Origin of the sequence: Nonomuraea sp. NPDC049625 (genome assembly GCF_040675285.1) — a bacterium.
Taxonomy (GTDB): domain Bacteria; phylum Actinomycetota; class Actinomycetes; order Streptosporangiales; family Streptosporangiaceae; genus Nonomuraea; species Nonomuraea angiospora_A.
On record NZ_JBFAOQ010000003.1, the window covers coordinates 234,958 to 260,250 of the forward strand.

The 25,293-nt window shown below is 72.2% G+C and carries 20 protein-coding genes; 9 read left to right on the plus strand and 11 right to left on the minus strand.

From position 1 onward, the window contains the following. Positions 1–20: 20 nt before the first annotated feature. Positions 21–2,345 carry a hypothetical protein gene (locus AB0J87_RS14600; protein ID WP_363965438.1) on the plus strand — a complete coding sequence of 775 codons (2,325 nt, stop codon included), beginning with the start codon at positions 21–23 and terminating at the stop codon, positions 2,343–2,345. A gap of 16 nt (positions 2,346–2,361) precedes the next feature. Here the strand turns inward: AB0J87_RS14600 and AB0J87_RS14605 are convergent, their stop codons facing one another. The 6 genes from AB0J87_RS14605 to AB0J87_RS14630 all read right to left on the minus strand — a co-directional run bounded on the left by AB0J87_RS14605 (position 2,362) and on the right by AB0J87_RS14630 (position 11,454). Continuing rightward, complete coding sequence (locus AB0J87_RS14605) at positions 2,362–5,307, minus strand: AAA family ATPase (protein ID WP_363965440.1); 2,946 nt, start codon at positions 5,305–5,307, stop codon at positions 2,362–2,364. A gap of 47 nt (positions 5,308–5,354) precedes the next feature. Further along, complete coding sequence (locus tag AB0J87_RS14610) at positions 5,355–5,789, minus strand: GNAT family N-acetyltransferase (RefSeq protein WP_363965442.1); 435 nt, start codon at positions 5,787–5,789, stop codon at positions 5,355–5,357. A gap of 81 nt (positions 5,790–5,870) precedes the next feature. Then, complete coding sequence (locus AB0J87_RS14615) at positions 5,871–7,007, minus strand: acyl-CoA dehydrogenase family protein (RefSeq protein WP_355194881.1); 1,137 nt, start codon at positions 7,005–7,007, stop codon at positions 5,871–5,873. 2 nt (positions 7,008–7,009) lie between these two features. Continuing rightward, positions 7,010–7,915: a hydroxymethylglutaryl-CoA lyase gene (locus AB0J87_RS14620; protein ID WP_363965444.1), complete on the minus strand. Its 906-nt coding sequence runs from the start codon at positions 7,913–7,915 to the stop codon at positions 7,010–7,012. Further along, positions 7,915–9,873 (minus strand): biotin carboxylase N-terminal domain-containing protein, encoded by a 1,959-nt coding sequence (locus AB0J87_RS14625; RefSeq protein WP_363965446.1) that lies wholly within the window; start codon positions 9,871–9,873, stop codon positions 7,915–7,917. Before AB0J87_RS14625 ends, AB0J87_RS14620 begins: the two co-directional genes overlap by 1 nt. Positions 9,874–9,876: 3 nt before the next feature. Beyond that, positions 9,877–11,454 carry a carboxyl transferase domain-containing protein gene (locus AB0J87_RS14630; RefSeq protein ID WP_363965448.1) on the minus strand — a complete coding sequence of 526 codons (1,578 nt, stop codon included), beginning with the start codon at positions 11,452–11,454 and terminating at the stop codon, positions 9,877–9,879. 62 nt (positions 11,455–11,516) lie between these two features. On the opposite strand from AB0J87_RS14630, the gene AB0J87_RS14635 reads away from it, so the two are divergent. The 4 genes from AB0J87_RS14635 (at position 11,517) to AB0J87_RS14650 (ending at position 14,668) form a co-directional block, all read left to right on the plus strand. Further along, positions 11,517–12,110 carry a helix-turn-helix domain-containing protein gene (locus tag AB0J87_RS14635; RefSeq protein ID WP_363965450.1) on the plus strand — a complete coding sequence of 198 codons (594 nt, stop codon included), beginning with the start codon at positions 11,517–11,519 and terminating at the stop codon, positions 12,108–12,110. 83 nt (positions 12,111–12,193) lie between these two features. Further along, positions 12,194–12,832, plus strand: coding sequence for a PadR family transcriptional regulator (locus AB0J87_RS14640; protein ID WP_363965452.1), 639 nt, complete (start codon positions 12,194–12,196; stop codon positions 12,830–12,832). A 1-nt stretch (position 12,833) separates the two neighbouring features. Further along, positions 12,834–13,811 carry an ATP-binding cassette domain-containing protein gene (locus AB0J87_RS14645; protein WP_363965454.1) on the plus strand — a complete coding sequence of 326 codons (978 nt, stop codon included), beginning with the start codon at positions 12,834–12,836 and terminating at the stop codon, positions 13,809–13,811. Between the two features lie 2 nt (positions 13,812–13,813). Further along, a complete protein-coding gene (locus AB0J87_RS14650; RefSeq protein ID WP_350722296.1) occupies positions 13,814–14,668 on the plus strand; it encodes an ABC transporter permease in 855 nt (284 codons plus the stop codon). Between the two features lie 98 nt (positions 14,669–14,766). On the opposite strand, the gene AB0J87_RS14655 is transcribed toward AB0J87_RS14650, so the two are convergent. Next, positions 14,767–16,116: a hypothetical protein gene (locus tag AB0J87_RS14655; RefSeq protein WP_363965456.1), complete on the minus strand. Its 1,350-nt coding sequence runs from the start codon at positions 16,114–16,116 to the stop codon at positions 14,767–14,769. Between the two features lie 195 nt (positions 16,117–16,311). On the opposite strand from AB0J87_RS14655, the gene AB0J87_RS14660 reads away from it, so the two are divergent. Next, positions 16,312–18,534, plus strand: a complete 2,223-nt coding sequence (locus AB0J87_RS14660; protein ID WP_363965458.1) for a thiamine pyrophosphate-dependent enzyme — start codon at positions 16,312–16,314, stop codon at positions 18,532–18,534. 10 nt (positions 18,535–18,544) lie between these two features. Here the strand turns inward: AB0J87_RS14660 and AB0J87_RS14665 are convergent, their stop codons facing one another. Together AB0J87_RS14665 and AB0J87_RS14670 are read right to left on the minus strand one after the other, a co-directional pair. Next, positions 18,545–20,344 (minus strand): protein kinase, encoded by a 1,800-nt coding sequence (locus AB0J87_RS14665; protein WP_363965460.1) that lies wholly within the window; start codon positions 20,342–20,344, stop codon positions 18,545–18,547. 45 nt (positions 20,345–20,389) lie between these two features. After that, complete coding sequence (locus AB0J87_RS14670) at positions 20,390–21,088, minus strand: M50 family metallopeptidase (RefSeq protein WP_363965462.1); 699 nt, start codon at positions 21,086–21,088, stop codon at positions 20,390–20,392. A 34-nt stretch (positions 21,089–21,122) separates the two neighbouring features. On the opposite strand from AB0J87_RS14670, the gene AB0J87_RS14675 reads away from it, so the two are divergent. Genes AB0J87_RS14675 through corA form a run of 3 tightly spaced genes read left to right on the plus strand, consistent with a single transcriptional unit; the run spans position 21,123 to position 23,615 of the window. Beyond that, the gene (locus AB0J87_RS14675; RefSeq protein ID WP_363965464.1) at positions 21,123–22,007 is read left to right on the plus strand and encodes an amidohydrolase family protein; all 885 of its coding nucleotides are present in this window, start codon (positions 21,123–21,125) and stop codon (positions 22,005–22,007) included. Between the two features lie 7 nt (positions 22,008–22,014). Beyond that, on the plus strand, positions 22,015–22,482 hold the full coding sequence (locus AB0J87_RS14680; RefSeq protein WP_350722306.1) for a nuclear transport factor 2 family protein: 468 nt from the start codon (positions 22,015–22,017) through the stop codon (positions 22,480–22,482). 14 nt (positions 22,483–22,496) lie between these two features. After that, a complete protein-coding gene (gene corA, locus AB0J87_RS14685) occupies positions 22,497–23,615 on the plus strand; it encodes a magnesium/cobalt transporter CorA (protein WP_363965466.1) in 1,119 nt (372 codons plus the stop codon). A 97-nt stretch (positions 23,616–23,712) separates the two neighbouring features. On the opposite strand, the gene AB0J87_RS14690 is transcribed toward corA, so the two are convergent. Both AB0J87_RS14690 and AB0J87_RS14695 read right to left on the minus strand, forming a co-directional pair. Further along, on the minus strand, positions 23,713–24,480 hold the full coding sequence (locus tag AB0J87_RS14690; RefSeq protein WP_363965468.1) for a Clp protease N-terminal domain-containing protein: 768 nt from the start codon (positions 24,478–24,480) through the stop codon (positions 23,713–23,715). Positions 24,481–24,513: 33 nt separating this feature from the next. Continuing rightward, on the minus strand, positions 24,514–25,269 hold the full coding sequence (locus tag AB0J87_RS14695; protein ID WP_363965470.1) for an IclR family transcriptional regulator: 756 nt from the start codon (positions 25,267–25,269) through the stop codon (positions 24,514–24,516). Positions 25,270–25,293 lie beyond the last annotated feature (24 nt).

Genomic DNA, 25,293 nt, shown 5'->3' on the forward strand with positions numbered 1-25,293 from the left:
GGGGAGGATAAGGTCCGCCGATGGAAGTCGAGTCATCGATCTGCCTGAGCGACCTAGTCCCTGCTCTGCGCTGGAGCCGCCCGCAGCAGGTGGCCGAAGCACTGGCCGATCCGCGGCTGCCGGCGGGATGGTGGCACTCCCTCGCGCTGTCGAGGGCGCTCGGCACGGCGGGGCTCGACTGGATCTGCGAGCGGCTGGCGCGCCTGGCCTCCTCTCGCTGGGACCATCTGCCGCTGGCCGACCTGCTGCCCGCGCTGACCGTCCACCACATCGATCCGGCGCTGCCGGGCTGGCCCGAGGACACCCGTACGGCGATCACCGGGCTCGGCGGCTGGCAGCGGCTGCGCCGCCTGTCCCCCAGCGACCTGGGCACGCCGTCGGCGACGCCCGAAGTGGTGATCGGCTCCGTCTTCCGCGAGATCCTCGGCCGCATCCCGGCCCAGCGTGCGGCCCCCGCGGCCGATCACCCCGAGGTCACCCGGCCGCTCGTCCGGGGCACGGGCTCCTTCCCCGTCCAGGCCGATCCGGTGCCCCAGACCGGCATGTTCGCCGCCCAGAGCGGCGCCGCCGCCGAGCAGCGCTCCGACGCCGCGCCGCAGCGCCCGGCCGCCGCCGCGGACCGGCGCCAGACGGGCTCGTTCCCGGCCCAGCAGCCCTCGGGCACCGGCCCCCAGGCCGCCCAGGGGCCGGACAGCGGCCGCCAGACCGGCTCCTTCCCCTCGATATCCGACCGCCCGGGCGGTCCCTCCCAGGACCGCCAGGTCGCCCCCTCGCAAGACCGCCAGACCGGCCCGTCCCAGGACCGCCAGACCGGCTCCTTCCCGGCCCAGCCGGCGCCGGACGCCGGTGGTCCGGCGCGGCAGACGGGGTCGTTCCCCGCGCAGACCGGCTCGTTCTCCGCGCAGCCGCAGAGCGGCTCGTTCCCGGCGCAGGGGTTCGCCGGCGAGGGCCGCCCGGCCCCCGGCCAGCCTGGCCAGGCCGACCGCGCCCCGCAGCGCCCCGCGAGCCCCCAGGCCGATGCCCAGCCCGGCGCCCGCCAGGACAACAGCTCCGCCCCCGGCGGTCCCAGCACCGGGTCGATGCCCGCAGTCCCGGGTGGTCCCAGCACCGGGTCCATGCCCGCGATCCCGGGCGGTCCCAGCACCGGCTCGATGCCCGCGGTCCCCGGCGGTCCCAGCACGGGATCCATGCCCGCCGTCCCCGGCGCGCCGGGCGCCTCCAAGAGCAACGGCACCCCGAGCTACGCCGCGCCCGTTCCCACCGCTCCGCCGGCCCCCAGCAGCCCCGTGCCGACCGACGCCGACCACGCCATGGTGCGGGTCGTGGACAACCTGTTCCGCAGCCTGGACAAGCTGGAGCTGGCGGTGGCCGTGCACCGGCTGTTCGCCGAGGACCCGGTCAGCCTGCGGACGCTCGCCCACAAGATGCTGGTCGACCGGGACGCGCTCTCCCAGGCCCAGCGCACGGCCGAGGAACGCGTCCTGCACTGGCTGCGCTCCTCGGAGTCCGCGCCGGTCACGGGCCACATGTTCCGCCTGACCGAATGGCTCGGCGCGGCGGCCACCGAGGACCAGCTGATCGGCGCCGACCCGGCCCACCCCGTGACGGTCCCCTCGCTGCGCACCCCGCTCTGGCGCGTGCTGGTGACGCTCATGCCCGACCGCCGCTTCCAGGACGGCTGGCTGGTCGTGGGCGACCTGCACCGCCTGCAGGACCGTACGAGGCAGCTGCTGGCCTCGAGCCCGCCCGACGCGGACGTCGTGGAGCTGATGGGCGAGCTGGGCATCCGCGCCCACTCCGCCAAGGCCTGGTACGACGCCCTGCCCCAGGAGACGAGCGGCGACCCGGTGGCCGAGGCCCCGTCGCCCGCCCAGCCCCTGCCCCGCCGCACTCCGGGCGCCAACGGCCACCACCACCGGGGCGGCCAGCCCATCCCGCCGACCCCGGCGAACTCGATCGACCCGTCCGCGGCCCTGGCGACGCTCTCGGCGCTGTCGGGCGGCCGTTCGCCGATGCTGGCAGGCTCTCCCCCGACGCCGCCTCCGCCGCTGCCGGGCCCGTCCTCGGACCCGCGCCGCTGGCAGCGCATCGAGGTGACCCCGGAGCACCTCAGGGGCGGCCCCGTGCCGGTGCCGGAGGGCTACGCGGCCCAGCTCGGCATGCGCCCCGGCACCCTGCTGTCGGTGACCGGGCCCGGGGACAACGCCATCGTCCTGGTCTGGCAGGGCCACCAGCCGGTCTTCGACTCCCTCCAGCCGGTGCTGATGCGCCTGAACGCGCGCCCCGGCGACCAGGTCTACGTCACGGTGGACGGCTACCGCCTGGAAGCCCAGCTGACGGGCTGAGCACTCGCCCTGCCGTTCAAAGGGGCGCGTCGAACAGCCGCAGCCGGTAGGCGGTGGCGGCGGCCTCGCCCCGGGTGGCGACGCCCAGCTTGGCCAGGATGTTGGAGACGTGCACGCTCACGGTCTTCGCCGAGATGAACAGCGCCTCGGCGATCTCCCGGTTGCTCCGCCCGTTAGCCACCTCCCGCAGCACCTCCAGCTCGCGAGCCGTCAGACCCAGCGGAAGCCCGTCGGCCGCCTCCTCGGCGCCCCCGATCCTGGCCCGCCGCCCGAAGGCGTCGAGCTGCTCCAGCAGCGGCGTCGCGCCCAGCCGGGCGGCCAGCTCCCGCGCGCGGCCCAGCCGCTCCGCGGCCTCCTGCCGGTCGCCGTCCGCCAGCGCCGCCTGCGCCGCGCCCACCAGGCACCGCGCCTCGGCGTACGGCTGCCGCAGCGCCGCCCACGCCCCCGCCGCCCGGTCCCAGGCCTCGAACCGCCACGCGGGCGGCTCGGCGGCGCCGTCGTCCGGCTCGGGACCCGTCAGCGCCGTGAAGGTGAGGTGCTGCGCCCGCTGGAGGTCGCCGTCGGCCTCGAGCTCCCGCCCCAGCGCCCGCAGCCGCGGCAGGAGGGCCGCGCCGAGCTGCGCCACCGGCGTGCCCACCCCGGACCCTTGCTGCGGCACCACGGAGCCGAGCAGGTCGGCGATGGTCACCAGCACCGGCCAGGCGTAGCGCGGGGTCTCCACCAGATCGCGCTCCTCCAGGGCCTTCGCGGCCACCTCCACCGCGGCCTCGAGCTCCCCGCGCGCGTGCAGCAGCCGCACCTCCCTGCACAGGTGCGGCAGGACCGTCTGGTCGCGGTAGGTCCCGCGCGACAGCACGCTCCGCGACGACCCCAGCAGCCGCTCGGCCCGGTCGAACTCCCCGCGCGCCAGCGCGATGTCCGTGGCGAACCCCTGCAGGCTGGCCTGGTAGGGAGCCGGCGGCGCGAGGTCGAGCGCGTGCTCGACCACCTCCAGCGCCTCGTCCCACTGCCCCAGTGACACCAGCGGCTCGGCCAGGTTGATCGACAGGAACGCGCCGGACGTGCGGGCCAGCCCGTACTGGCGGGCCTCCTCGATGCCGTCGCGGGCCACCTGCGCGGCCCGCTCGTGGCGGCCCGCCCCCTCCAGCGCGTCGGACTCGGAGATCGCGCAGCGCATCAGCGCGTTGTACGCCTCGTCGCCGCCGGCGAGCCTGCGCGCCTCCGCGAACGCCTCCAGCTGCGCCTCGATCTCGGAGAAGCCGAATCGCGCCCAGGTGAGGTCGATCAGCGCGTGCGCCTCCACCTTGCGGTCGCCCAGCTCATGGCCGATCTTCATGGCGAGCCGGCTCGTGGCGAGCCGCTCCGCCCAGACCTCCCGCCCGTGGAGCATGCGGGACAGGGTCTCCAGGACCTGGGCGTGGAGCTTGGTCGGCCGGTCGGAGGCGACCAGCGCGGCCGCCTCGCGCAGGTCGTCGACGAAGCCGGAGCGGCCCAGGTCGTAGCGGGTCAGGCCGCGCTGGCGCAGCAGCTTGGCCGCCCTGATCGGGTCGGCTTCGTGGTCGATCTCGGCGAGGGCGGCGCCGGCCAGGGCGATGGAGCGTTCGTACTCCCCGGCGAGGTGCGCGACCGTGGCCGTGTTCCTGAGCACGTCGATGCGGTCGCAGCCGATGCGCTCGGACGCGTCGGGCACCTGGTCCCACAGCTCCAGCACCCTGGACAGCATCCTGAGCTGCTCGTCATAGGCGGTGGACCTGCGGGCGACGCCGGCCGCCTGCCAGGCGCTGACCAGCGCCCAGGTGGCGTCGTGGGCGGAGTGCCAGTGGTGGGCCAGCTCGATCGCGCCGCGCGGGGCGGGCAGGATCGACAGGTCGCGCTCCAGCGCCTCGGCGAAGCGGGTGTGCAGGCGGGTGTGCTCGCCGGGCAGCAGGTCGTCGTGGAGCGCCTCGCGGATCAGCGCGTGCCGGAAGCAGTAGCCCTCGCCGTCGACGGTCAGCACGTTTCCCGCCACGGCGGGCCGCAGCGCGCTGGAGAGCGCGTTCTCGTCGAGCCCGGCGACGGCGGAGAGCAGGTCGTGCTCGATGCGCTGCCCGCCGGCGCTGGCCACGCGCAGCAGCTCCTGCGTCTCCGCGGGCAGCCGCTCGACGCTGGCCAGCAGCAGGTCGCGCAGCGACTCCGGCAGCGCGACGCCGCCTCCGTCGCTGAGCAGCGCCTCCACGAACAGCGGGTTTCCCTCGCTGCGCGCGTAGATCAGGTCCATGTCGGCGGGGGACGGCTCCCGCTCCAGGATGCCGGCCGCCTGCGCGACGGCCTCCTTGCGGGTGAGCCTGCGCAGCTCGACCCTGCGCACCCGCTCGACCCGGCCCAGCTCGGCGAGGAGCGGGCGCAGGGGGTGGGTGCGGTGCAGCTCGTCGGTGCGGTATGTGACCACGATCAGCAGGCCCGCCGCGGTCGGCTGGTAGCGGACCAGGAACGACAGCAGGTCGCGGGTGGACCGGTCGGCCCAGTGGGCGTCCTCGACGATCAGCAGCACGGGACGCTCTTCGGCCAGCCGCTCCAGCAGCCCCAGCACCTGCTCGAACAGCCGCGCCCTGGCCTCGGGCCCGTCTCCGTCCGGCTCCCCGAACTCGGGCAGCAGCCGCGCCAGCCCGCGCGTGGTGCCGCCGGGCACGAGCGCCGCCACCCCGTCGCGGCCCAGCTCGCGCACGAGCCCGCGCAGCACGGCGGTGAACGGCGCGAACGGCAGGCCCTCGGTGCCCAGCTCCAGGCACCCGCCGACGAGCACCAGCGCGTCGTCGGCCCGATCGGTGAACTCCTTGATCAGCCGGGTCTTGCCGACCCCGGCCTCGCCGCCGACGAGCACGGCGGACGACGCCCCGGCACGCGCCCCGACCAGCGCGTCGCCGAGAGCGGCGAGCTCACGGGCGCGCCCGACGAAGCGGGGACTGACGGCATGGATACTCACGCCCTAAGAATGCCATCAGATCACGACAGAATTCCCGGCCGGCCGGGCTAGCGCAGGACCTTGCGGAAGAACGTGGCAGAGGCCTCGTAGCCCAGCGCGTGGTAGAACTCGGGCGCGCGCCGCGTGGCCATCGCCACGTAGCCCGCCTCCCGCGTGCGCGCCCACCGCTCGAACTCCTCCAGCAGGGCCCGGCCGATCCCCTGCCGGCGCGCCCCGGAGCCGACCATGGCCTCCTCGACCCAGGCCACCGGCCCGTTGGCGAACAGGGTCAGATGCACGTACCCCAGCAGGTAGCCCTGCACGCGTCCGGCCACGACGGCCGCGAGCAGCAGGGCGTCCTCGTTCGCCAGCAGCTCGGGCAGGGCGGCGTCGAAGGCCCCGCGCTCCGGTCTGAACGTCAGACCGAACTCGCGCGCCAGCGCGAACACCTCGTCCGCGTCCGCCTTCTCCGCCCTCCTGATGAGAAGATCGTCAGCCGTCATGACTGACGACACTAGATCGTCCGAGGTCGCGGACGCAAACTCCCTCGATTCGCCCCGCCGAAAACGTTCGGCCGGAAACGGTCAGAGGTCGCCCAGGCCGAGCTGCCGGGCGATGAGCATGCGCTGGACCTCGCTCGTGCCCTCACCGATCTCCAGCACCTTGGCGTCGCGGTAGAAGCGCCCCACGGGGAACTCGTTCATGAACCCGTACCCGCCGAACACCTGCGTGGCGTCCCGCGCGTTGTCCATGGCCGCGTTCGACGAGACCAGCTTGGCGATCGCGGCCTCCTTCTTGAACGGCGCCCCGGCCAGCATCTTCTCGGCCGCGTGGTAGTAGGCCAGGCGGGCGGTGTGGGCGCGGGCCTCCATGTCGGCGATCTTGAACTGGATGGCCTGGTAGTGGCCGATCGGGTGGCCGAACGCCTTCCGGTCCCTGACGTACTTGAGGCTTTCGTCCACGCACCCCTGGGCCAGTCCCACGCTGAGCGCGGCGATCGCGATGCGGCCCTCGTCGAGGGTCTGCAGGAACTGGGCGTAGCCGCGGCCGCGCTCGCCCAGCAGGTTCGCGGCGGGGACGCGGCAGTCGCTGAAGGACAGCTCGCGGGTGTCGGAGGCGTTCCAGCCGACCTTGGAGTACTTCTTCGACACCGTGAACCCGGGCGTGCCGCTCGGCACGAGGATCGTGGAGATCTCCCGCTCGCCGGTGATCGCGGCCACGCCGACGACGGCCGTGATGTCGGTGCCGGAGTTCGTGATGAAGGCCTTCGTCCCGTTGATCACCCATTCGGGCCCGTCCAGCACGGCGGTGGTGCGCATCCCGCCCGGCACGTCGGACCCGCCGCCCGGCTCCGTCAGGCCGAACGCGCCCAGGGCCGAGCCCGAGGTCAGCTTGGGCAGCCAGTGCTCGCGCTGCTCGGCGTCGCCGAACCGGTAGATCGGCATCGCGCCCAGCGACACCGCGGCCTCCAGGGTGATCGCCACGCTGGAGTCGACGCGGGCCAGCTCCTCCAGCGCCACGCACAGGGCGAAGTAGTCGCCGCCCATGCCGCCGTACTCCTCCGGGAACGGCAGCCCGAACAGCCCCATGGCGCCCATCTGCCGCACGATGTCGTACGGGAACTCCTCCCGTTCGTAGTAGTCGCCGATCACCGGCGCGACCACCTCGCGGGCGAACGACTCGACGGTCTTGCGCAGCTCTTCGTACTCGTCCTTGAGCATGGTCAGCCTTTCGACAGCGCCTGTACGACGCGGGAGGGGCTGGGCCGGCCGAGCAGCTCCGCCAGCCAGGTGCTGGTGGACACGAGCTTGCCCAGGTCGAGCCCGGTCTCGATGCCGAGCCCCCGCAACATCCAGACCAGGTCTTCGGTCGCGAGGTTGCCGGTGGCGGACTCGGCGTAGGGGCAGCCGCCGATGCCGCCCGTGGAGGCGTCGATCGTGGTCACGCCCGCTCTCAACGCGGCCAGGGTGTTGCCGAGGGCCTGGCCGTAGGTGTCATGGAAGTGCACGGCGAGCCGCTCGGGGCGGCGGAACGCCTTGATCAGCGCGGTCACGTGCCCGGGCGTGCCGACCCCGATGGTGTCGCCGAGCGACAGCTCGTAGCAGCCGAGCCCGAGCAGCCGCTCCCCGACCGAGACGACCTGGGCGATCGGCGTCGGCCCCTCCCAGGGGTCGCCGAAGCACATCGACACGTACGCGCGCACCCGCACGCCGTTGTCCAGCGCCCTGGCCACGACCGGCTCGAACATCTCGAACTGGCTCTCCAGGCTGCGGTTGAGGTTCTTGGCGGCGAACGTCTCGGTGGTGCTGGCGAAGATGGCGATCTCGTCCACGCCGCGTTCCAGGGCCCGGTCGAGGCCGCGCAGGTTGGGGACGAGAACCGGGTAGCGCACGCCCGGCTTCCTGCGCAGCCGGGCCAGCAGCTCGTCGGCGTCGGCGAGCTGCGGCACCCACTTCGGGTGCACGAAGCTGGTGGCCTCGATCACCTTGTGCCCGGCGTCCGCGAGGCGGTCGATGAACTCGGCCTTCACCTCGACGGGCACGATCGAGGACTCGTTCTGCAGGCCGTCGCGCGGGCCGACCTCGTAGATCGTGACCTGCTGCGGCAGCCCTTCCATGGGGTACGGCATCAGCCCTCCTCCCTCACCACGGCGAGAACCGCGTCCATGTCGACCGGCTGGCCCGCCTGGACCGCCAGCTCGGAGACCACGCCGTCGCGCGGGGCGGTGACGGTGTGCTCCATCTTCATGGCCTCGACGATCACCAGCGGCTGGCCTTCGGTGACCCGGTCGCCGGCCTGGGCCTTGACCACCAGGACGGTGCCGGGCATGGGGCTCCTGACGACGCCGTCGCCGGTGGCCGCCGCGCCGGGCCGGTCGCCGGGGTCGCCGATGAGGTGCCGGGTGAGCGCCCACGCCGCGCCGTCCCTGCCGAGCCAGAGCGTGTCGGCATGGCGTACGCGCAGGTAGTGCTCGGTACGGGCGCCGATCGTGACGGCCAGCTCCCCGTCGCCGAGCCGGATGCGCGCAGGCACGATCTCATCGTTTATCCGGACTTCGGCGGATTCTTCGGGCAGGCCGCGGACCTGGACCGCGTGCACCCCGTCCCTCGACTCCAGCCGCCACGTCGTCCAGGCCCGCTCGCCCACCCGCCAGCCGTCCGTGACGTCCCACGGGTCGTCGCCCCGGGGCAGGGCGTGGAAGGCGAGCGCCGCCGCCACGAGCACCTCGGCGGGCACGTCCGCGGACGGGAGCAGCCCGGGGAGCACGCGCTCGACCAGCCCGGTGTCCAGCTCGCCCGCCTTGACGGCCGGATGTCCGGCGAGGGCCCGCAGGAACGGGATGTTGGTGACCACGCCGAGGACGGCCGTGCGGGCCAGGGCTCGGTCGAGCGTCCTGAGCGCCGAGGCCCGGTCCGGCGCCCAGGCGACGACCTTGGAGAGCATCGGGTCGAACTCGCTGCCGACGACGCCGCCCTCGACCAGCCCCGAGTCCACCCGTACGACGGGCGCGGGGCCGCCCGGGACGCCGCCGTCCGGCTCGCGCAACGCCAGCACGCGGCCGCCCGTCGGCAGGAAGCCGCGGGCCGGGTCCTCGGCGTAGACGCGGGCCTCGACGGCGTGCCCGTCGATCCGCACGTCGCCCTGCCCGAACGGCAGCGGCTCCCCCGCCGCGACCCGCAGCTGCAGCTCGACCAGGTCGAGCCCGGTCACCAGCTCGGTGACGGGGTGCTCCACCTGCAGACGGGTGTTCATCTCCATAAAGTGGTAGGAGCCGGTGGTCCCGTCCACGATGAACTCGACCGTGCCCGCCCCCACGTAGTCCACCGAGCGCGCGGCCTCCACCGCGGCCGAGCCCATGCGGGCGCGCGTCTCGGGGCCGACGAAGGGCGAGGGCGCCTCCTCGATGATCTTCTGGTGCCTGCGCTGCAGGCTGCACTCGCGCTCGCCCAGGTGCACGACGTTGCCGTGGGTGTCGGCCAGGATCTGCAGCTCGATGTGGCGCGGGCTCTCGACGTACCGCTCGATCAGCAGGGTCGCGTCGCCGAACGCCGCCCGCGCCGTGCGCCGGGCCGACTCCAGGGCGTCGGGCAGCTCGGCGGCCGACCGTACGAGCACCATGCCCTTGCCGCCGCCGCCCGCGGAGGGCTTGATCAGCGCGGGGAAGTCGCGCCAGGTCTCCAGCGGGTCGCCGGGCTCGGCCCCGCCGGGCACGACGGGCACCCCGGCCGCCGACACCGTGGCCTTGGCGCGGATCTTGTCGCCCATGGCGTCGATGGCCTCGGGCGGCGGGCCGACGAACACCAGCCCGGCCTGCGCGCACCGCCGCGCGAACGCGGCGTTCTCGGCGAGGAACCCGTATCCGGGGTGGACGGCCTGCGCCCCGGACGCCAGCGCCGCCCCGACAATTGCCTCAATATCCAGATATTTCGGCACTTGGTGGGAGAGGTCGGCCTCCAGCACGTGCCGGGCTCCGGCGTCCGACGCCGTGTGCACGGCCACCGACGTGATGCCGAGCCGGCGCAGCGTGCGGATGACCCGTACGGCGATCTCGCCCCTGTTGGCGATCAGAACACGGTCGAACAACATGCGTCACATCCGGAAGACGCCGTAACCGGCGGGCTCGAGCGGGGCGTTGGCCGCCGCGGACAGCGCCAGGCCGAGGACGGTGCGGGTGTCGAGCGGGTCGATCACGCCGTCGTCCCACAGCCTGGCCGTGGAGTAGTACGGGTTGCCCTGGTGCTCGTACTGGGCCCTGATCGCGTCGGCGTCGGCCGTGCCGACCGTGGTGAGCACGTTCGCGGCCTGCTCGCCGCCCATGACCGAGATGCGGGCGTTCGGCCACATCCACAGGAACCTGGGCGAGTACGCCCGCCCGGCCATCGCGTAGTTCCCCGCCCCGAAGGACCCGCCGATCACGACGGTGAACTTGGGCACCCGCGCGCACGAGACGGCGGTGACCATCTTGGCGCCGTGCTTGGCGATGCCGCCCGCCTCGTAGGCCTTGCCGACCATGAAGCCGCTGATGTTCTGCAGGAAGACGAGCGGGATCCGGCGCTGGTCGCACAGCTCGATGAAGTGGGCGCCCTTCATGGCGGACTCGCTGAACAGGATGCCGTTGTTGGCCACGATCCCCACCGGATGGCCGTGGAGGTGGGCGAACCCGGTCACGAGGGTAGACCCGTACTCGGCCTTGAACTCCAGGAAGCGCGACCCGTCCACGATCCTGGCGATCACCTCGTGCACGTCGTACGGCTGGCGCGTGTCGGCGGGCACGATCCCGTACAGGTCGCGCGGGTCGTGCCGGGGCGGCTCGGGCGCGATCGTGTCCCAGGGCCGCGCGGCCGAGCTCCGGCGCGGGGTCAGGGTGGAGACGATGTCGCGGACGATGGCCAGCGCGTGCGCGTCGTCCTCGGCCAGGTGGTCGGTGACGCCGCTGACCCGCGCGTGCAGGTCGCCGCCGCCCAGCTCCTCGGCCGTGACCTCCTCGCCGGTGGCCGCCTTCACCAGCGGCGGGCCGCCCAGGAAGATCGTGCCCTGGCCGCGCACGATGACGGCCTCGTCGCTCATCGCGGGCACGTACGCGCCGCCCGCCGTGCACGAGCCGAGCACGGCGGCGATCTGCGGGATGCCGCGGGCGGACATGGTGGCCTGGTTGTAGAAGATGCGGCCGAAGTGCTCGCGGTCGGGGAACACCTCGTCCTGCTTGGGCAGGAACGCGCCGCCCGAGTCGACGAGGTAGATGCACGGCAGGTGGTTGTGCAGGGCCACCTCCTGCGCGCGCAGGTGCTTCTTGACCGTGATCGGGTAGTACGTGCCGCCCTTCACGGTCGCGTCGTTGGCGACGATCACGCACTCGCGGCCGGAGACCCGGCCGACCCCGGTGATGATCCCCGCGGCGGGCGCCTGGTCGTCGTAGAGACCGTTCGCGGCCAGCGGCGACAGCTCCAGGAAGCGGGAGCCGGGGTCGAGCAGGCCGTCGACGCGGTCGCGCGGCAGCAGCTTGCCGCGCTCGACGTGGCGCAGGCGCGAGCGCTCGGGGCCGCCCCGGGCGGCGACCTCCAGCCGCTCCAGCAGCTCGGCGGCGAGCCGCTCGTTGAGCTCGACGTTGCGCTTGAACGCCTCGCCGCCGGGATCGGCGGACGACTTCAGCACCGGCCACTCGCTCATGACGCCCCTCTCATAGCACGAGATGTTAGTCATCATTAACGTAGTCGTCTAGCATGTGAGACGTGACCACTACCGCCCCTACCCGGAATCGCCGCAACAGGCGCGGGGAGATCCTGGAGGCGGCGGCCCGGCTGTTCGCCGCGCGCGGTTTCCACGGCGTCTCGATCGAGGACATCGGCGCCGCGGTCGGCGTCTCGGGCCCCGCGCTCTACCGGCACTTCAGCGGCAAGGACGCGCTGCTGTCGGAGATGCTGCTCGACGTCAGCTCGCGGCTGCGCGAGTCGGCCGCCGCGGCGGTCACCTCGTGCCCCGATCCCCAGGAGACGCTGGACGCGCTGCTCAACGTGCAGATCACGTTCGCTCTCGAGCAGCCGGCGCTGATCACCGTGCACGACCGGGAGCTGGGCAACGTGCCCGAGCCCGAGCGGCGCCAGATCAGGCGGCTGCAGCGGCTCTACGTCGAGGAGTGGGTCACCGTGCTGGCCGAGCTGCACCCGGAGTGCCCGGCGGCGCGGCTGCGGGCCGCGACGCACGCCGTGTTCGGGCTGCTCAACTCCACGCCGCACAGCGCGGGTGAGCTGGGCGCGGGGGACATGCGGCCGCTGCTGCACGCCATGGCGCGCGCGGCCGTCACCGCCGCTGTTAGCGCTCGCTAACTTCCAGGGATCTGCCCGAAATGCCCTTCCCGTGCCAACTATCTAGATATATCGTCAAGATATCTCGATAGTTGGAGGTAATCATGGAAGAGCCTGACTTCTGGGATGCCCCGCACCCCCACCACCCGTTCCCCCCGCACCCACCCGGCCCACCGCCGGGCCCACCGCCCGGTCCACCGCCCGGTCCGCCGCCGGGGCCGGGCGGCTTCGGCCCGCCGTTCGCGCCGCCCCCGCCCGGGCCCCACTTCGGCACCGTGGTCCACTGGGAGACGCCCGCTCCGCGGGTGCGCCGCGGCGACGTCCGGGCCGCCCTGCTGGCGCTGCTCCTCGAAGGGCCGCAGAACGGCTACCAGATGATCCAGGGCATCGAGGAGCGCAGCCACGGCGTCTGGCGGCCCAGCCCCGGCTCCGTCTATCCGGCGCTGCAGCAGCTCGAGGACGAGGGCCTGGTGTCCGGCGACGAGTCCGGCGGGAGCCGTACGTACCGGCTGACGGAGAAGGGCCGCGGCCAGGCGGCCAGGTACGCCGACGACGCGCCGTGGGACGAGGTCGCCCGCACGGCCGTGCCACCCGACCACCACGAGCTGCGCCTGCTCTGGGCCCAGCTCAACGAGGCGTTCTCCCACCTGGTCCACACGGCCGACGAGCGTCAGATCGCGGCGGCCAAGGAGCTGATCAAGAAGACGCGCAAGTCGATGTTCCAGATCCTGGCGGAGGGCTGAGATGGCGGCGGACGCGGCGGTCGCCGTGCGCGGCCTGCGGAAGACGTACGGGAAGGTCGAGGCCGTCAAGGGCGTCGACTTCGAGGTGCGCCCGGGCGAGGTGTTCGGCTTCCTCGGCCCCAACGGCGCCGGCAAGACCACCACCATCAGCATGCTCTGCACGCTGGTGAACCCCACCGGCGGCAGCGCCACCGTGGCGGGCCACGACGTGGTCAGGGACCGTGACGAGGTCCGCAGGAACATCGGCCTGGTCTTCCAGGACCCCACCCTCGACGGCTACCTGAGCGCCGAGCAGAACCTGCGCTTCCACGCCGAGCTGTACGGCGTGCCCAAGAGCATGGTCGGCGACCGGATCCGGCAGGTCATGGAGATGGTCGCGCTGTGGGACCGCAAGGACGCCAAGGTGATGACGTTCTCGGGCGGCATGAAGCGGCGGCTGGAGATCGCCCGCGGCCTGCTGCACTCCCCGCGCGTGCTCTTCCTCGACGAGCCCACCGTGGGGCTCGACCCGCAGACCCGCTCGGCCATCTGGGGCTACATCAACCAGCTGCGGCTCCTGGAGGACATCACCATCTTCATGACCACGCACTACATGGACGAGGCCGAGTACTGCGACCGGATCGCGATCATCGACCACGGCGAGGTCGTCGTCATCGACTCGCCAGAGGCGCTGAAGGCCAGCGTCGGCAAGGACCGGGTGCAGATCCAGACCCCCGACGACACGGAGGCGATCAAGGCGCTGCGGGAGCGGTTCGGGCTGGAGGCGGCCGTGCGCGAGGGCGCGGTGACGTTCGCGGTGGCCTCGGGCGAGGAGTTCGTGCCGAGGCTGTTCGCCGAGCTCGGCATGCCGATCAAATCGGTGAGCGTGTCACGGCCGTCCCTGGACGACGTGTTCATGTCCTACACCGGCTCCACGATCCGCGACGCCGAGGCCGGCGACGGCAACATGGCGTTCATGAGAGCGATGGCGAGGCGATAGTCATGGCGACAGAGGCCATCAGCGTCCGCGTGCCGGTCCGCAGCGCCGGTCACGACCTGCGGGCGATCAAGGTCGTGCTCCACCGGGAGATGCTGCGCTTCGTCAACGACCGCACCCGCATGGCGTCCATGCTGGTGCAGCCCGTGCTCTGGCTGTTCGTCATGGGCACGGGGCTCGGGTCGCTGGTGCGGGGGGCGATCCCCGGGATCGACTACCGCACGTTCATGTATCCCGGCATGATCTCCATGACCGTGATCATGACCGGGATGTTCTCGGCCGGTTCCATCGTGTGGGACCGCGAGTTCGGCTTCCTCAGGGAGATGCTGGTCGCGCCCGTCTCGCGCGGGGCGATCGTGGTCGGCAAGTGCCTGGGCGGCGCCATCGTGGCCACCGGGCAGGGCATCCTCATCCTGGCCATGGCGGGGCTGGTGGGGGTCCCCTACTCGCCCGCGCTCTTCGTGACGCTGCTGGCGGAGATGTTCCTCGCGGCGTTCACGATCACGGCCTTCGGGGTGATGCTGGCCGCCCGGATGAAGAACATGCAGACGTTCTTCGGTCTGATGCAGATGGCGATCATGCCCATGATGTTCCTGTCGGGGGCGATGTTCCCGCTGGCCAACCTGCCGTCGTGGCTGCACGTGCTGACCGTGGTCAACCCGATGACGTACGCGGTGGACCCGCTGCGCCAGGCGGTCTTCTCGCACCTGGACGTGCCGGCGCAGGTCGACGCGGTGCTGAACCCCGGGGTCCGGTGGTTCGACTTCCAGGTGCCGGTGATGCTCGAACTCGGCCTCGTGGCGGCCCTGGGGCTGGCGCTGCTGGGGGTGGGGATCGCGGAGTTCAGGCGGGCGGAGTAGACGGAACGAGGCCCGGGGCGGCGTGCCCCGGGCCTCGGCCTCGCATCAGATCAGCGCCGCATCAGATCAGCGCCGCGTCAGATCAGCGCCGCGTCAGATCAGCGCTTGACCCGGACGTAGTCCGAGCCGCTGGTGGCGCCGTAGGTGTCGTCGTCACCGCCGAACACGAACCGCCAGCGGCCCGAGTTCCAGCCCTTGACCTTGGTGTAGAGCCCGCCGCCGTCGTTCGACCAGGTCGTCTTCACGTACTGCCACTTCTTCGAGCCCGCGGGCTTGAAGAACAGCGCGACCTTGCCCGAGTAGCCCTCCCAGGAGCCCTCGTCGAAGACCTGCAGGCGGCCCTTGAACTTCAGGTACTTGCCGCGCTTGACCGGCTCGGGGTACGCGTTGAACTTGATCAGCCGCGTGTCCGCCTTGGACGCCGTAGGAGGCGGCGCCGGCTCGTTGACCTTGACCCAGTCGGCGTCGCTGACCGAGCCGCGGATGCCGCGGGTGCCGCCGTACTCGGCCCGCCACCAGCCCGAGGTCTGCGCGGGAGCGGAGGCCCAGAAGCGGCCGTCGCGGCCGGTCACGTCACTGGTGACGTACTCCCACCTGGACGAGCCGTCGGCCTTGAAGAAGATCGAGACCCGCTCGCCGGCCACGCCGCCGCGGTCCTCGACCAGCAGGGCGCCGCTGAACGTGAGCCGGTCACCCTTGTCCACGGGCTCCGGGCGGGCATCGAAGCCGGCGATCCTGCTGCTCAGGACGCCGCGGCTGACGTCGACCCGGTCGGTGTCGCTGACCGAGCCCTTGGCCGCGGAGGTGGCCGCGAACTCGGCCCGCCACCAGCCCGTCTCGTCGGCCCGCACGGTGGCGCTGAACCAGCCGTTGCCACCGGTCGTCACCTTGGTGACCTGGCGGTAGGCGTCGGTGCCGCGCTCGCGGAAGGTGATGGCGACGCTCTGGCCGCCGTACCCCTTGCCGTCGGCGAGGAGCTGGCCGGAGACCTTGATCAGGTCACCCTTGTCCACGGAGTCGGGGCTGGCGTCGAAGTCGACGATCTTGGTGTCGAGGACCTTCTTGACCGAGACCTCGAACGTGCCGCCACGGGAGGCGCCGCCGGCGACGGCGAGCCAGCTCCACGTGCCAACGTTCGTGGAGTCGAAGGACCTGGTGCCGGACCACTTCGTCCAGTCGCCGTCCTTGGTGGACGTCAGGTCGACGGGCTTGCCGACGCTGATGTCGCCCGGGGGCTTGAGCTGGAGCTCGGCCTTGTCGGCCCCCTTGGTGGCGAAGCTGAACGTGGCCGTGACCGCGCCATTGGTGACGTCGATCGGAGAATTGGGACTGATCCCGACTCGGGTGATGACGGGATCCGCGGCCGCCGTCGCAGCGGAGGGAGCCATGACCAGGGCTCCGGCTCCGAGCGCTATGGCAAGGGCGGCCACACGAATGCGTTGTAACATGCGGGTTCCTTCCAGAGACCCAACGGTTCAACGCGGCATTGAGGGTGCCACGTGTGTCAATTAAGTAGACGTACGCGCCGACCGGAAGGTTTAGGAATCTGACAAACCGTTATATGCCGGGGTCAAACGGACCGGTCCACAACATGTCAGCCACGTCCGGCAGACGTCGGCGCCGATGAAAGACATAATCGAGGTGTGGCGCGCGACACAGTTGAGACTCATTTCACCCAGGCGGTTGCGACGCTGAAGGCGGGCCCCGCGCGAGATCCGGGGCTGCCGGTCCGCGAGGGCAGCTCGCTGACCGGCGAGCAGTGCATGAAGCTGTTCCAGCGTCAGCTCGACAGCCGCCTGCTGGACATCGCGGCCCGCTGGCTGCGCGAGCGGGACGAGGGCTACTACACGATCGGCTCCGCCGGCCACGAGGGCAACGCGGCCGTCGCCGCCGCCCTGCGGCCCACCGACCCCGCCCTGCTCCACTACCGCTCCGGCGCGTTCTACCTGACCAGGTCCGAGCAGGCGGGCAGGCTGCCCGAGCAGGGCATCCGCGACGTGCTGATGGGGCTGGCCGCGGCGGCCGACGAGCCGATCGCGGGCGGCCGGCACAAGGTGTTCGGCCATCCCGACCTGGCCGTCATCCCCCAGACCTCCACGATCGCCAGCCACCTGCCCAGGTCCGTCGGCGTGGCGTTCGCCATCGAGCGGGCCGCGGCGGCGATCGGCGAGCAGGCCCGCTGGCCCGCCGACGCGGTCGCGGTGTGCAGCTTCGGCGACGCCTCGATCAACCACGCGAGCGCCCTGAGCGGCTTCAACACCGCCTCCTACGCCACCTATCAAGGCCAGGCGATGCCGCTGCTGCTCGTGTGCGAGGACAACGGCATCGGCATCAGCGTCCGCACGCCCAAGGGCTGGGTGGAGTCGGCCCTGCGCCGGCCCGGGATCGAATACTTCGCCGCCGACGGCTGCGACCTCGCCGCGGCCTACGACGCCGCCGTCAGCGCGGCCCGGCACGTACGCGAGCGCCGCTCCCCCGCCTTCCTCCACCTGACCACCGTGCGGCTCATGGGGCACGCCGGCTCCGACGTCGAGCAGGCGTACCGCACGCAGCGCGAGATCAGGGCCGACCTGGAGCGCGACCCGCTGGTGCGCACGGCGCAGCTGCTCGTGGAGGCGGGGCAGAGCACGCCGGAAGAGCTGCTCAGGACGTACGAGTCCCAGCGCGAGCACGTGCTGCGGATCGCGCTGGAGACGACGCGCAGCCCGCGGCTCGGCTCCGCCAAGGAGGTCATGGAGCCGATCGCGCCGCGCAAGCCGGAGCTGATCGCCAAGATCAGCCCGATGGCGGCCCCGGCCCCGGACCGGGAGAAGGCGTTCGCCGGAGCGCTGCCCGAGCACGACAAGCCGATGACGCTCTCGCAGGCCATCAACCGCACGCTCGCCGACACGCTGGCCGTCTACCCCGAGATGACCGTGTTCGGCGAGGACGTCGCCAAGAAGGGCGGCGTCTACGGCGTGACCAGGGGGCTGCAGAAGCGGTTCGGCGCAGCCCGGGTGTTCGACACGTTGCTGGACGAGCAGGCCATCCTGGGGCTGGCGCTCGGCGCCGGCGTGTCGGGGCTGCTGCCCGTGCCGGAGATCCAGTACCTCGCCTACCTGCACAACGCGCTCGACCAGATCCGGGGGGAGGCGGCCACGCTGTCGTTCTTCTCGCGCGGCTCCTACACCAACCCGATGGTGGTCCGGGTGGCGGGGTACGCCTACCAGAAGGGGTTCGGGGGCCACTTCCACAACGACAACGCCGTGGGCGCGCTGCGCGACATCCCCGGCCTGGTCATCGCCTCGCCCGCGCGCCCCGACGACGCGGCCGCCATGCTGCGCACGTGCCTGGCGGCGGCCCGCACGTCCGGGTCGGTGTGCGTGTTCCTGGAGCCGATCGCGCTCTACCACACGCGCGACCTGTTCGAGGAGGGCGACGGGGGCTGGCTGGCGCCGTACGCGGCGCCCGGGCGCTGGCCGGAGACGCACGTGCCGATCGGGCAGGCGCGCTCCTACGGCGACGGGCGCGACCTGACGATCGTGACGTTCGGCAACGGCGTGCGGATGAGCCTGCGGGCCGCGGTGCGGCTGACCCAGGAGGGGTACGGCTGCCGCGTGCTCGACCTGCGCTGGCTGGCGCCGCTCCCGATGGACGACCTGCTGCGGGCGGCCGAGCTGACCGGCAACGTGCTGATCGCCGACGAGACCCGGCACACCGGCGGCGTGTCGGAGGGGATCATGGCGGAGCTGGCCGACGCCGGGTTCACCGGGAAGCTCGCGCGGGTGACCTCGTCCGACAGCTTCATCCCCCTGGGCGGGGCGGCCGAGCACGTGCTGCTGTCGGAGGCGGAGATCGAGCAGGCGGCGCGCAAGCTCCTGGGGTGACCGCCGCGGGCTACGGGTTCGAGCGGGCGACGGCGCCCCTGATACACGTGGGCTTCGACCAGGCGACCGTCGAGCTCTCCGAGACGCGCAGCAGGACGCCCACCAGGAAGCAGTAGCCGGTGCTCGGGTCCAGTCCCGCGACGCGGGTCGTGGTGGCGCCCTGGCCCAGGGCGGTGACGGCCTGCTCGCCCCTCTTGAGCGGGGAGCGCTGGAGGACCACCGGGTAGCGGCGGGCGGCCGCGGGGAGCGTCCACTTCAGCTCGACGAGGGCGCCCTGGTCGGCGGTCACCTTCAGGCCGCGCGGGGTCAGCGCGGCGACGGACTGCTTGTCGATGGCCTCGGTGTCCCGGGTGCCCGGCTCGGACGCCGAGGGCTGGGTGGTCTGTGATGGCTCGTTCTGCTGGAGCGACAGGTAGACGGCCGCGCTCGTGCCGCCCACGACGACGGCCGCCACGGCAGCGCCGATCACGAGGCCCCGTGGCAGGCGCCCTCCTCCGCCCGGCGCGGTCGTCCCGCCCTGCCCCGGCGGGGTGGTGGCCGAGGCGATCGCGGGTGGTGCGGGCGCGCCCGGATGCCCGCCCCCGGGGATGCCGGCGATTCCCGACCCGTGCCGGCCGGTGGCGTGCATGCCGCCGGTGCCCGCCGCCCGCGCTTCCGGCGCGAACGGTGACGGCTGCGCCTCCGGCGCGAAGGGCGACGGCCGCGCCTCGGGGGCGAACGGCGACGGCCGGCCGGGGCCGCCGGGCAGGTGGTTGCCGGTGGTCGGGAGATGGTTACCCGTGGATGGCAGGTGGTTGCCCGTGGTCGGGAGCTGGGGGCTCCCCGTGTGCTGGGGGCTCCCCGTGTGCTGGGGGCTCCCCGTGTGCTGAGGGCTCCCCGGGGGCTGGGGTTCGCCGGTGGGCGGGTCGTCGAGGCGGGGGCGGGGCACCGTGGCCATCGCCGGTCCCGGGCCGGGGTCCTGGCCCACCAGGTCGGTCACCGGCAGGCCCAGCTCGGCCTGCACCTCCTGCAGCCGCCGGGCGAGCTCCCGCGCCGACCCGTACCGCACCTCGGGCTGCTTGGACATCGCCCGCATGACCGTCTCGAGGACCGGCGGCGGCACGTCGGAGCGGTTGATCGGGGGCGGCTCGACACTGAGCACCCGGTACATCAGGGGCGCGATCGAGGGGTCCGTCGGGTTGTGGAAGGCGGGCTGGCCGGCCAGCAGGTGGTAGAGGGTCGAGCCGAGCGAGTAGATGTCGGTCGAGGCCGAGTGCGGCTGGCCGGTGAGCACCTCCGGGGCGGCGTGCAGCGGGGTGAACGCCTGCGACGTGGCCGAGATCTCCGAGGAGTCCACGACCCGGGCCACGCCGAAGTCGGCGATGGCGGGCTCGCCGTACCGGGAGATGAGGATGTTCTGCGGCTTGATGTCGCCGTGCAGGACTCCGGCCTCGTGTACGGCGGCCAGCGCCCCGGCCAGCTTCACCCCCGCCCGCAGCACGTCGGGCACCGGCAGCGGCCCCTCCTTGCGGACCCTGTCGCGCAGCGAGCCGTTCTCGAAGTAGTCCATCGCGATGTACGGCTTGCCGGAGCGGGTGACGCCGGTGTCGAAGACGGTGACGACGTTGGGGTGGCCGGTCAGGCGGCCGGTGAGCTGCAGCTCGCGCTGGAACCTGCGCATCGTGCGCTGGTCGACCCGGTCGACGGACAGCACCTTGAGCGCCACGACCCGGTCGAGGCGCTCCTGGTAGGCGCGGTACACGACGGCGAAGCCGCCCTGGCCCGCCTGATCGAGTACCCGGTAGCCGGGCGCGTCCTCGACTGGCAGCACGGCACTCCCCCCTGTTGCAGGCGAGTTTAGTGCGAATTTTGGGGGTTAGAGCGGATTCATGAGGTACGCGCCGAAGGCCGCGGACACGACCGACACCAGCAGGAAGAGGAGCACGTAGAACCCACCGGGCAGGAACGTCAGCCTGGCCAGCTGGTCCGCGTCGGAGTCTCGCGCCTGCCGCCTGCTCCGCTTGCGCTGCAGCTCGATGATCGGCCTGATCCCGCCGAACAGCAGGAACCAGACCGCGACCAGGGCGACGACCTGCTGGACCTCGGCGGGCGCGTACATGATCAGGGCGAACACCGCGCCGCCGGTGGCGAGCAGGATCAGCGCGCCGTACAGGTTGCGGACCAGCAGCAGCATGCAGACCAGGAACAGCAGCACGCTCCAGATCAGCAGCGTGATGTGCCCCATCTCGGTCAGCCAGGCGGCGCCCAGCCCCAGCAGCGGAGGCGCCACATAACCGGCGAGCGCGGTCAGCACCATGCCGGGCCCGGTGGGCCTGCCCCTGGTCAGCGTCACGCCGGAGGTGTCGGAGTGGAGGCGGATGCCTTCGAGTTTGCGCCGGGTGACCAGCGCCATCAGCGCGTGGCCGCCCTCATGGGCGATCGTGATCAGGCCTCTGGTCACCTGCCAGGGCATGCGGAAGCCGACGAGCACGAACGCGGCGAGAGCCGAGACCCCCACGACCCAGGGGTCGGGGTCAGGCTGAACCTTGATCAGGTGGGCCCAGAGCTGTTCCATCGAGGAGAAACCCTATCCAGGTAGAGTCTCCTGCGTGGCCACAGAACAAGATTCTGACGCCCGGATTCCGGACTGGTGGCGCGGGCTCGGGTTGCCCGGCCTCATCGACCTGCACGTCCACTTCCTGCCGGAGCGGATGGAGCGGCGGGTGTGGCACCACTTCAGGCACGGCGGCCCGCTGATGGGGAACGGCTGGAAGATCGAGTACGAGTGGCCGGCGGAGGAGCGGGTCGCGCTGCTGCGGGCCATGGGCGTGCGCACGTTCCCCGCCCTCGCCTACGCGCACAAGCCGGACATGGCGCTCGATCTCAACGCCTGGACGCTGGATTTCGCCCGCCGTACACCTGGATGCCTCCCTTCGGCGACCTTCTACCCCGAGCCTGGCGTCGTGGAATACGTGCGCCGGGCACTGGAGGACGGGGCCAGGATCTTCAAGGTGCACCTGCAGGTCGGCGGGTTCGACCCGCGGGCCGCCGAGCTGGACGAGGTCTGGGGGCTGCTGGCGGAGGCCGGGGTGCCGGTGGTGACGCACGCCAGTTCGGTGCCCGTGCCGGGCGGGCACATCGGCCCCGGGCCGATCGGCGAGGTGCTGCGCAGGCATCCGCGGCTGCGGGTGGTGATCGCGCATCTGGGGATGCCGGAGTACGACCCGTTCTTCGAGCTGGCCGCCCGCTACGAGCGGGTCGCGCTGGACACCACGATGGCGTTCACCGACTTCGCCGAGCTGGGCATGCCGTTCCCCGCGCGGCTGCGGCCGGCATTGCTTGATCTGGGCATTTCAGGCAAGGTGGTGCTCGGTAGTGACTTCCCGACGATTCCATATCCTTACGTCCATCAGCTCGACGCGCTCGCCCGGCTCGACCTGGGCGATGCCTGGTTGCGGGCGGTGTGCTGGGGCAACGCAGCGGCCATGATCTGATAGAGGAGTGAACGATCGGCACGTCGCGCTCATCGGCGCTTTCTACGACGCTCTGGGGCGCGCGGACTTCGCGGCCATGGAGCGCTGCTACCACCCCGAGGTCAGCTTCGGCGATCCGATCTTCCAGGAGGTCGAGGGGCGTGACCGCGTGATGACGATGTGGCGGCTGCAGCTCGGCGTGCGCGACGGCCTCAGATCCACCTACGGCGACGTGACGGCCGACGACTTCACCGGCACCGCGCACTGGACGTCCCGCTACACCTTCTCCAGGACCGGGCGCCAGGTCGTCAACGAGATCGACGCGCTGTTCAGGTTCGAGGGCGACCTGATCGTCCGCCACCACGACGAATTCGACTTCAGACGCTGGTCGAAGATGGCGCTGGGCAGGCCGCACGGGCTGCTGTTCGGCTGGACGCCGATGTGGCGCAAGACCATCAGAGACCGCGCCACTCAACGGCTCGACGAGCTCTCTTAGGTCCAGGGAGGGCCATGGCCAGGGTGAAGGGGTTCAGGCGCAGCGGCGACGTCCACGAGGAAGCGCCCGAGCACTCGATGGACCCGCGTGCCACGGAGGAGCGGCCCTACCGGCCGACCGTCATCGACAACGCCATCTACCGCGACGGCAGGCGCGTCGACACCCCCGGCTCTCTGGCCGACGCCTTCGAGCGGCTCAAGGAGATGCCGGGCAGCATGGCCTGGATCGGCCTCTACCGGCCGAAGGAGTGGGAGCTGGTCAAGCTCGGCGAGGAGTTCGAGCTGCACGAGCTGGCGCTGGAGGACGCGATAGTCGGCTCCCAGCGGCCCAAGGCCGACCGCTACGGCGACACGCTGTTCGTGGTGCTGCGGGCCGCGCGCTACCTGGACGACGTGGAGGAGGTCGCGTTCGGGGAGGTGCACGTCTTCGTCGGCCCCAACTTCGTGATCACCGTACGCCATGCCGAGGCCCCCGACCTCCAGGCCGTCCGCAAGCGCATGGAGTCCGAGCCCGAGCTGCTGCGGCAGGGCCCGCAGGCCGTCCTGTACGCCATCCTCGACGCCGTGGTCGACGGCTATGCCCCGGTGGTGGCCGGGCTGCAGAAGGACATCGAGGAGATCGAGGTCCAGGTCTTCGGCGGCGACCCGTCGGTGTCGCGGCGGGTCTACGAGCTGTCCGGCGAGGTGATCGAGTTCCAGCGGGCGACGGCGCCGCTGGTGGGCATGCTCCACGCGTTCATCGCGGGGGCCTCCAAGCACGGGATGAACGACGAGCTGCAGAGCTACCTGCGCGACGTGGCCGACCACGCGATCACGGTGTCGGAGCGGATCTCCGCGTTCCGGCAGATGCTGCAGGACATCCTGGTCGTCAACTCGACGCTGGTGACGCAGGCGCAGAACGCGGAGATGGCCCGGATGACGGAGGCGAGCATCCAGCAGGGCGAGGAGGTCAAGAAGATCTCCGCCTGGGCCGCCATCCTGTTCGCTCCGACGCTGGTCGGAACCATTTACGGGATGAATTTCGATTTCATGCCCGAAACGCACTGGGCATTCGGGTACCCATTCGCGATCGTGCTGATGGCGGCCGTCTGTCTGACCCTCTATCTCGTCTTCAAACGCCGCGACTGGCTCTGAGCGTCACCACGTGGCCCCGATCACGATCCCGATCACGATCCCGACCACGATCAGGGCCACCAGGGTGACGCGGATGGCGGCGGACACCTCGCGATCCTCAGCCGTCCAGTCCCACGTGCGCTTCCAGCCGCTCGAGCCGCTGGACGAGGGGCTGCAGCTCCTGGCGGACGGCGGCGGACAGCATCGCCTGGACGGCGGCGGGCCGGCCCTGGTCACCCTGGGCCTCGGCGTCCTGCTGCGTCTGCGCCCGCAGGTGGACGTACCCGGCCAGGGCCGCCACCACGGCGCGCCTGGTGAGCCTGGGCTCGGCGCCCAGCCCGCGCAGGACCTGGCCGGCGGTCCCGTCGGGCTCGGCGACGAGGCCGAGCAGGAGGTGCTCGCAGCCCACGTAGTTGTGGCCGAGTGAGGTCGCCTCCGTGACGGCGAACTCCAGCGCGTTGGCCGCCGCCCCGCTGAAGTTGCGCGGCTCCGAGCCGCCGGCCGCGCCGGGGGCGGGCTGGTGGCGGGCGAGGTCGCGTCCGACCTGCTCCGGGTCGATCTCCACGGCCCGCAGGACGTGCAGCGCCAGGTTGGTCCCCTCGCTCAGCATGGCGCCCAGCAGGTGCTCGGTGCCGACGGCTGCGGCTCCTTCCGCCCTGGCCTGGTCGGCGGCCAGTTTGAGGACGGTGCGCGTCCTGGGCGTCAGGTGCCTCAGCGCCCCGGTCGGCTCTTCGAGGTCGAGGTCGCTCAGGACGGTCTCCCTGATGGCGGTCACCCGGCGGACCGCCTGCTCCAGCGCGCGCTGGCACACCGCCGACACCGGCACCCCGGCCTGCTTGACCGCTTCCGCGAGTTCGTCCGGCAGGTAGACGTTAATCTTTGGCATACCCCTACGATAACCCCCATGGGGTTACACACGTCAAGCGTCGGGGAAATCGGTCAGCGCCTGTTCGGCCTCCCCCACCGCGGCCTTCAGCTGAGCCGCGAAGAACCCCACCCGGTCCGGGCCGAAGCGGGCCGAGGGGGCCGAGATCGACAGGGCGGCCAGGGCGACGCCGTTCCCGTTGCGGAGGGTCGCGCCGATGGCGGAGACGCCGCGTTCCGTGCCGTCGATGTTGAGCGCGTAGCCGCGGGCCCTGACGTCGTCGAGCTCGCGGGTCAGGGTCGCGCGCTCGTGGTCGGAAAGGTCGGGATAGAGGTCGCGGAGCTGGTCGGGGGGCAGGGTGGCGAGCAGGATCTTGCCGCCGGAGGCCCGGCGGGCGGGCAGGATCGTGCCGCGGCGGTCGCCGACGTGCAGGATCTGCGACGACTCCACGCTGTCCAGGAAGCGCACCTCCGTACCGACCCGGAGCATGAGGTTCACGGTCTCCGCGGCCCGCGCGCACAGCGCCTCCATCGCCGGCCTGACCCGGGCGCGCAGCTCGCGCAGGACCGCCCCGCCCGCGCCGGCCTGCGTCGAGGTGAGGAACGGCCCCGGCAGGTACGTGTGCCGCTCGTCCTGCACGGCGAAGTCGCGGTAGACGAGCATGGCCAGCAGGCGGTGGGCGGTCGAGCGGGCGATGCCCAGCTCCCTGGCGACGTCGGCGACCTTGAGGTGGCCCTGGTCGCGCAGCATGTGCAGGAGCAGCAGCACGTTGTCGACGGAGCCCAGGGCGTAGGCGGGCCTGTTCTTCATAGCAGAATGCTAGTGCCGTATGCA

Coding starts and splice junctions, on each gene's coding strand:
- AB0J87_RS14620 (WP_363965444.1), bottom strand. CDS start 7,915: ATGCCGTACCCCATGGAAGGGCTGCCGCAGCAGGTCACGATCTACGAG.
- AB0J87_RS14615 (WP_355194881.1), bottom strand. CDS start 7,007: ATGCTCAAGGACGAGTACGAAGAGCTGCGCAAGACCGTCGAGTCGTTC.
- AB0J87_RS14640 (WP_363965452.1), top strand. CDS start 12,194: ATGGAAGAGCCTGACTTCTGGGATGCCCCGCACCCCCACCACCCGTTC.
- AB0J87_RS14690 (WP_363965468.1), bottom strand. CDS start 24,480: ATGCCAAAGATTAACGTCTACCTGCCGGACGAACTCGCGGAAGCGGTC.
- AB0J87_RS14645 (WP_363965454.1), top strand. CDS start 12,834: ATGGCGGCGGACGCGGCGGTCGCCGTGCGCGGCCTGCGGAAGACGTAC.
- AB0J87_RS14695 (WP_363965470.1), bottom strand. CDS start 25,269: ATGAAGAACAGGCCCGCCTACGCCCTGGGCTCCGTCGACAACGTGCTG.
- AB0J87_RS14600 (WP_363965438.1), top strand. CDS start 21: ATGGAAGTCGAGTCATCGATCTGCCTGAGCGACCTAGTCCCTGCTCTG.
- AB0J87_RS14670 (WP_363965462.1), bottom strand. CDS start 21,088: ATGGAACAGCTCTGGGCCCACCTGATCAAGGTTCAGCCTGACCCCGAC.
- AB0J87_RS14655 (WP_363965456.1), bottom strand. CDS start 16,116: ATGTTACAACGCATTCGTGTGGCCGCCCTTGCCATAGCGCTCGGAGCC.
- AB0J87_RS14630 (WP_363965448.1), bottom strand. CDS start 11,454: ATGAGCGAGTGGCCGGTGCTGAAGTCGTCCGCCGATCCCGGCGGCGAG.
- AB0J87_RS14650 (WP_350722296.1), top strand. CDS start 13,814: ATGGCGACAGAGGCCATCAGCGTCCGCGTGCCGGTCCGCAGCGCCGGT.
- corA (WP_363965466.1), top strand. CDS start 22,497: ATGGCCAGGGTGAAGGGGTTCAGGCGCAGCGGCGACGTCCACGAGGAA.
- AB0J87_RS14625 (WP_363965446.1), bottom strand. CDS start 9,873: ATGTTGTTCGACCGTGTTCTGATCGCCAACAGGGGCGAGATCGCCGTA.
- AB0J87_RS14610 (WP_363965442.1), bottom strand. CDS start 5,789: ATGACGGCTGACGATCTTCTCATCAGGAGGGCGGAGAAGGCGGACGCG.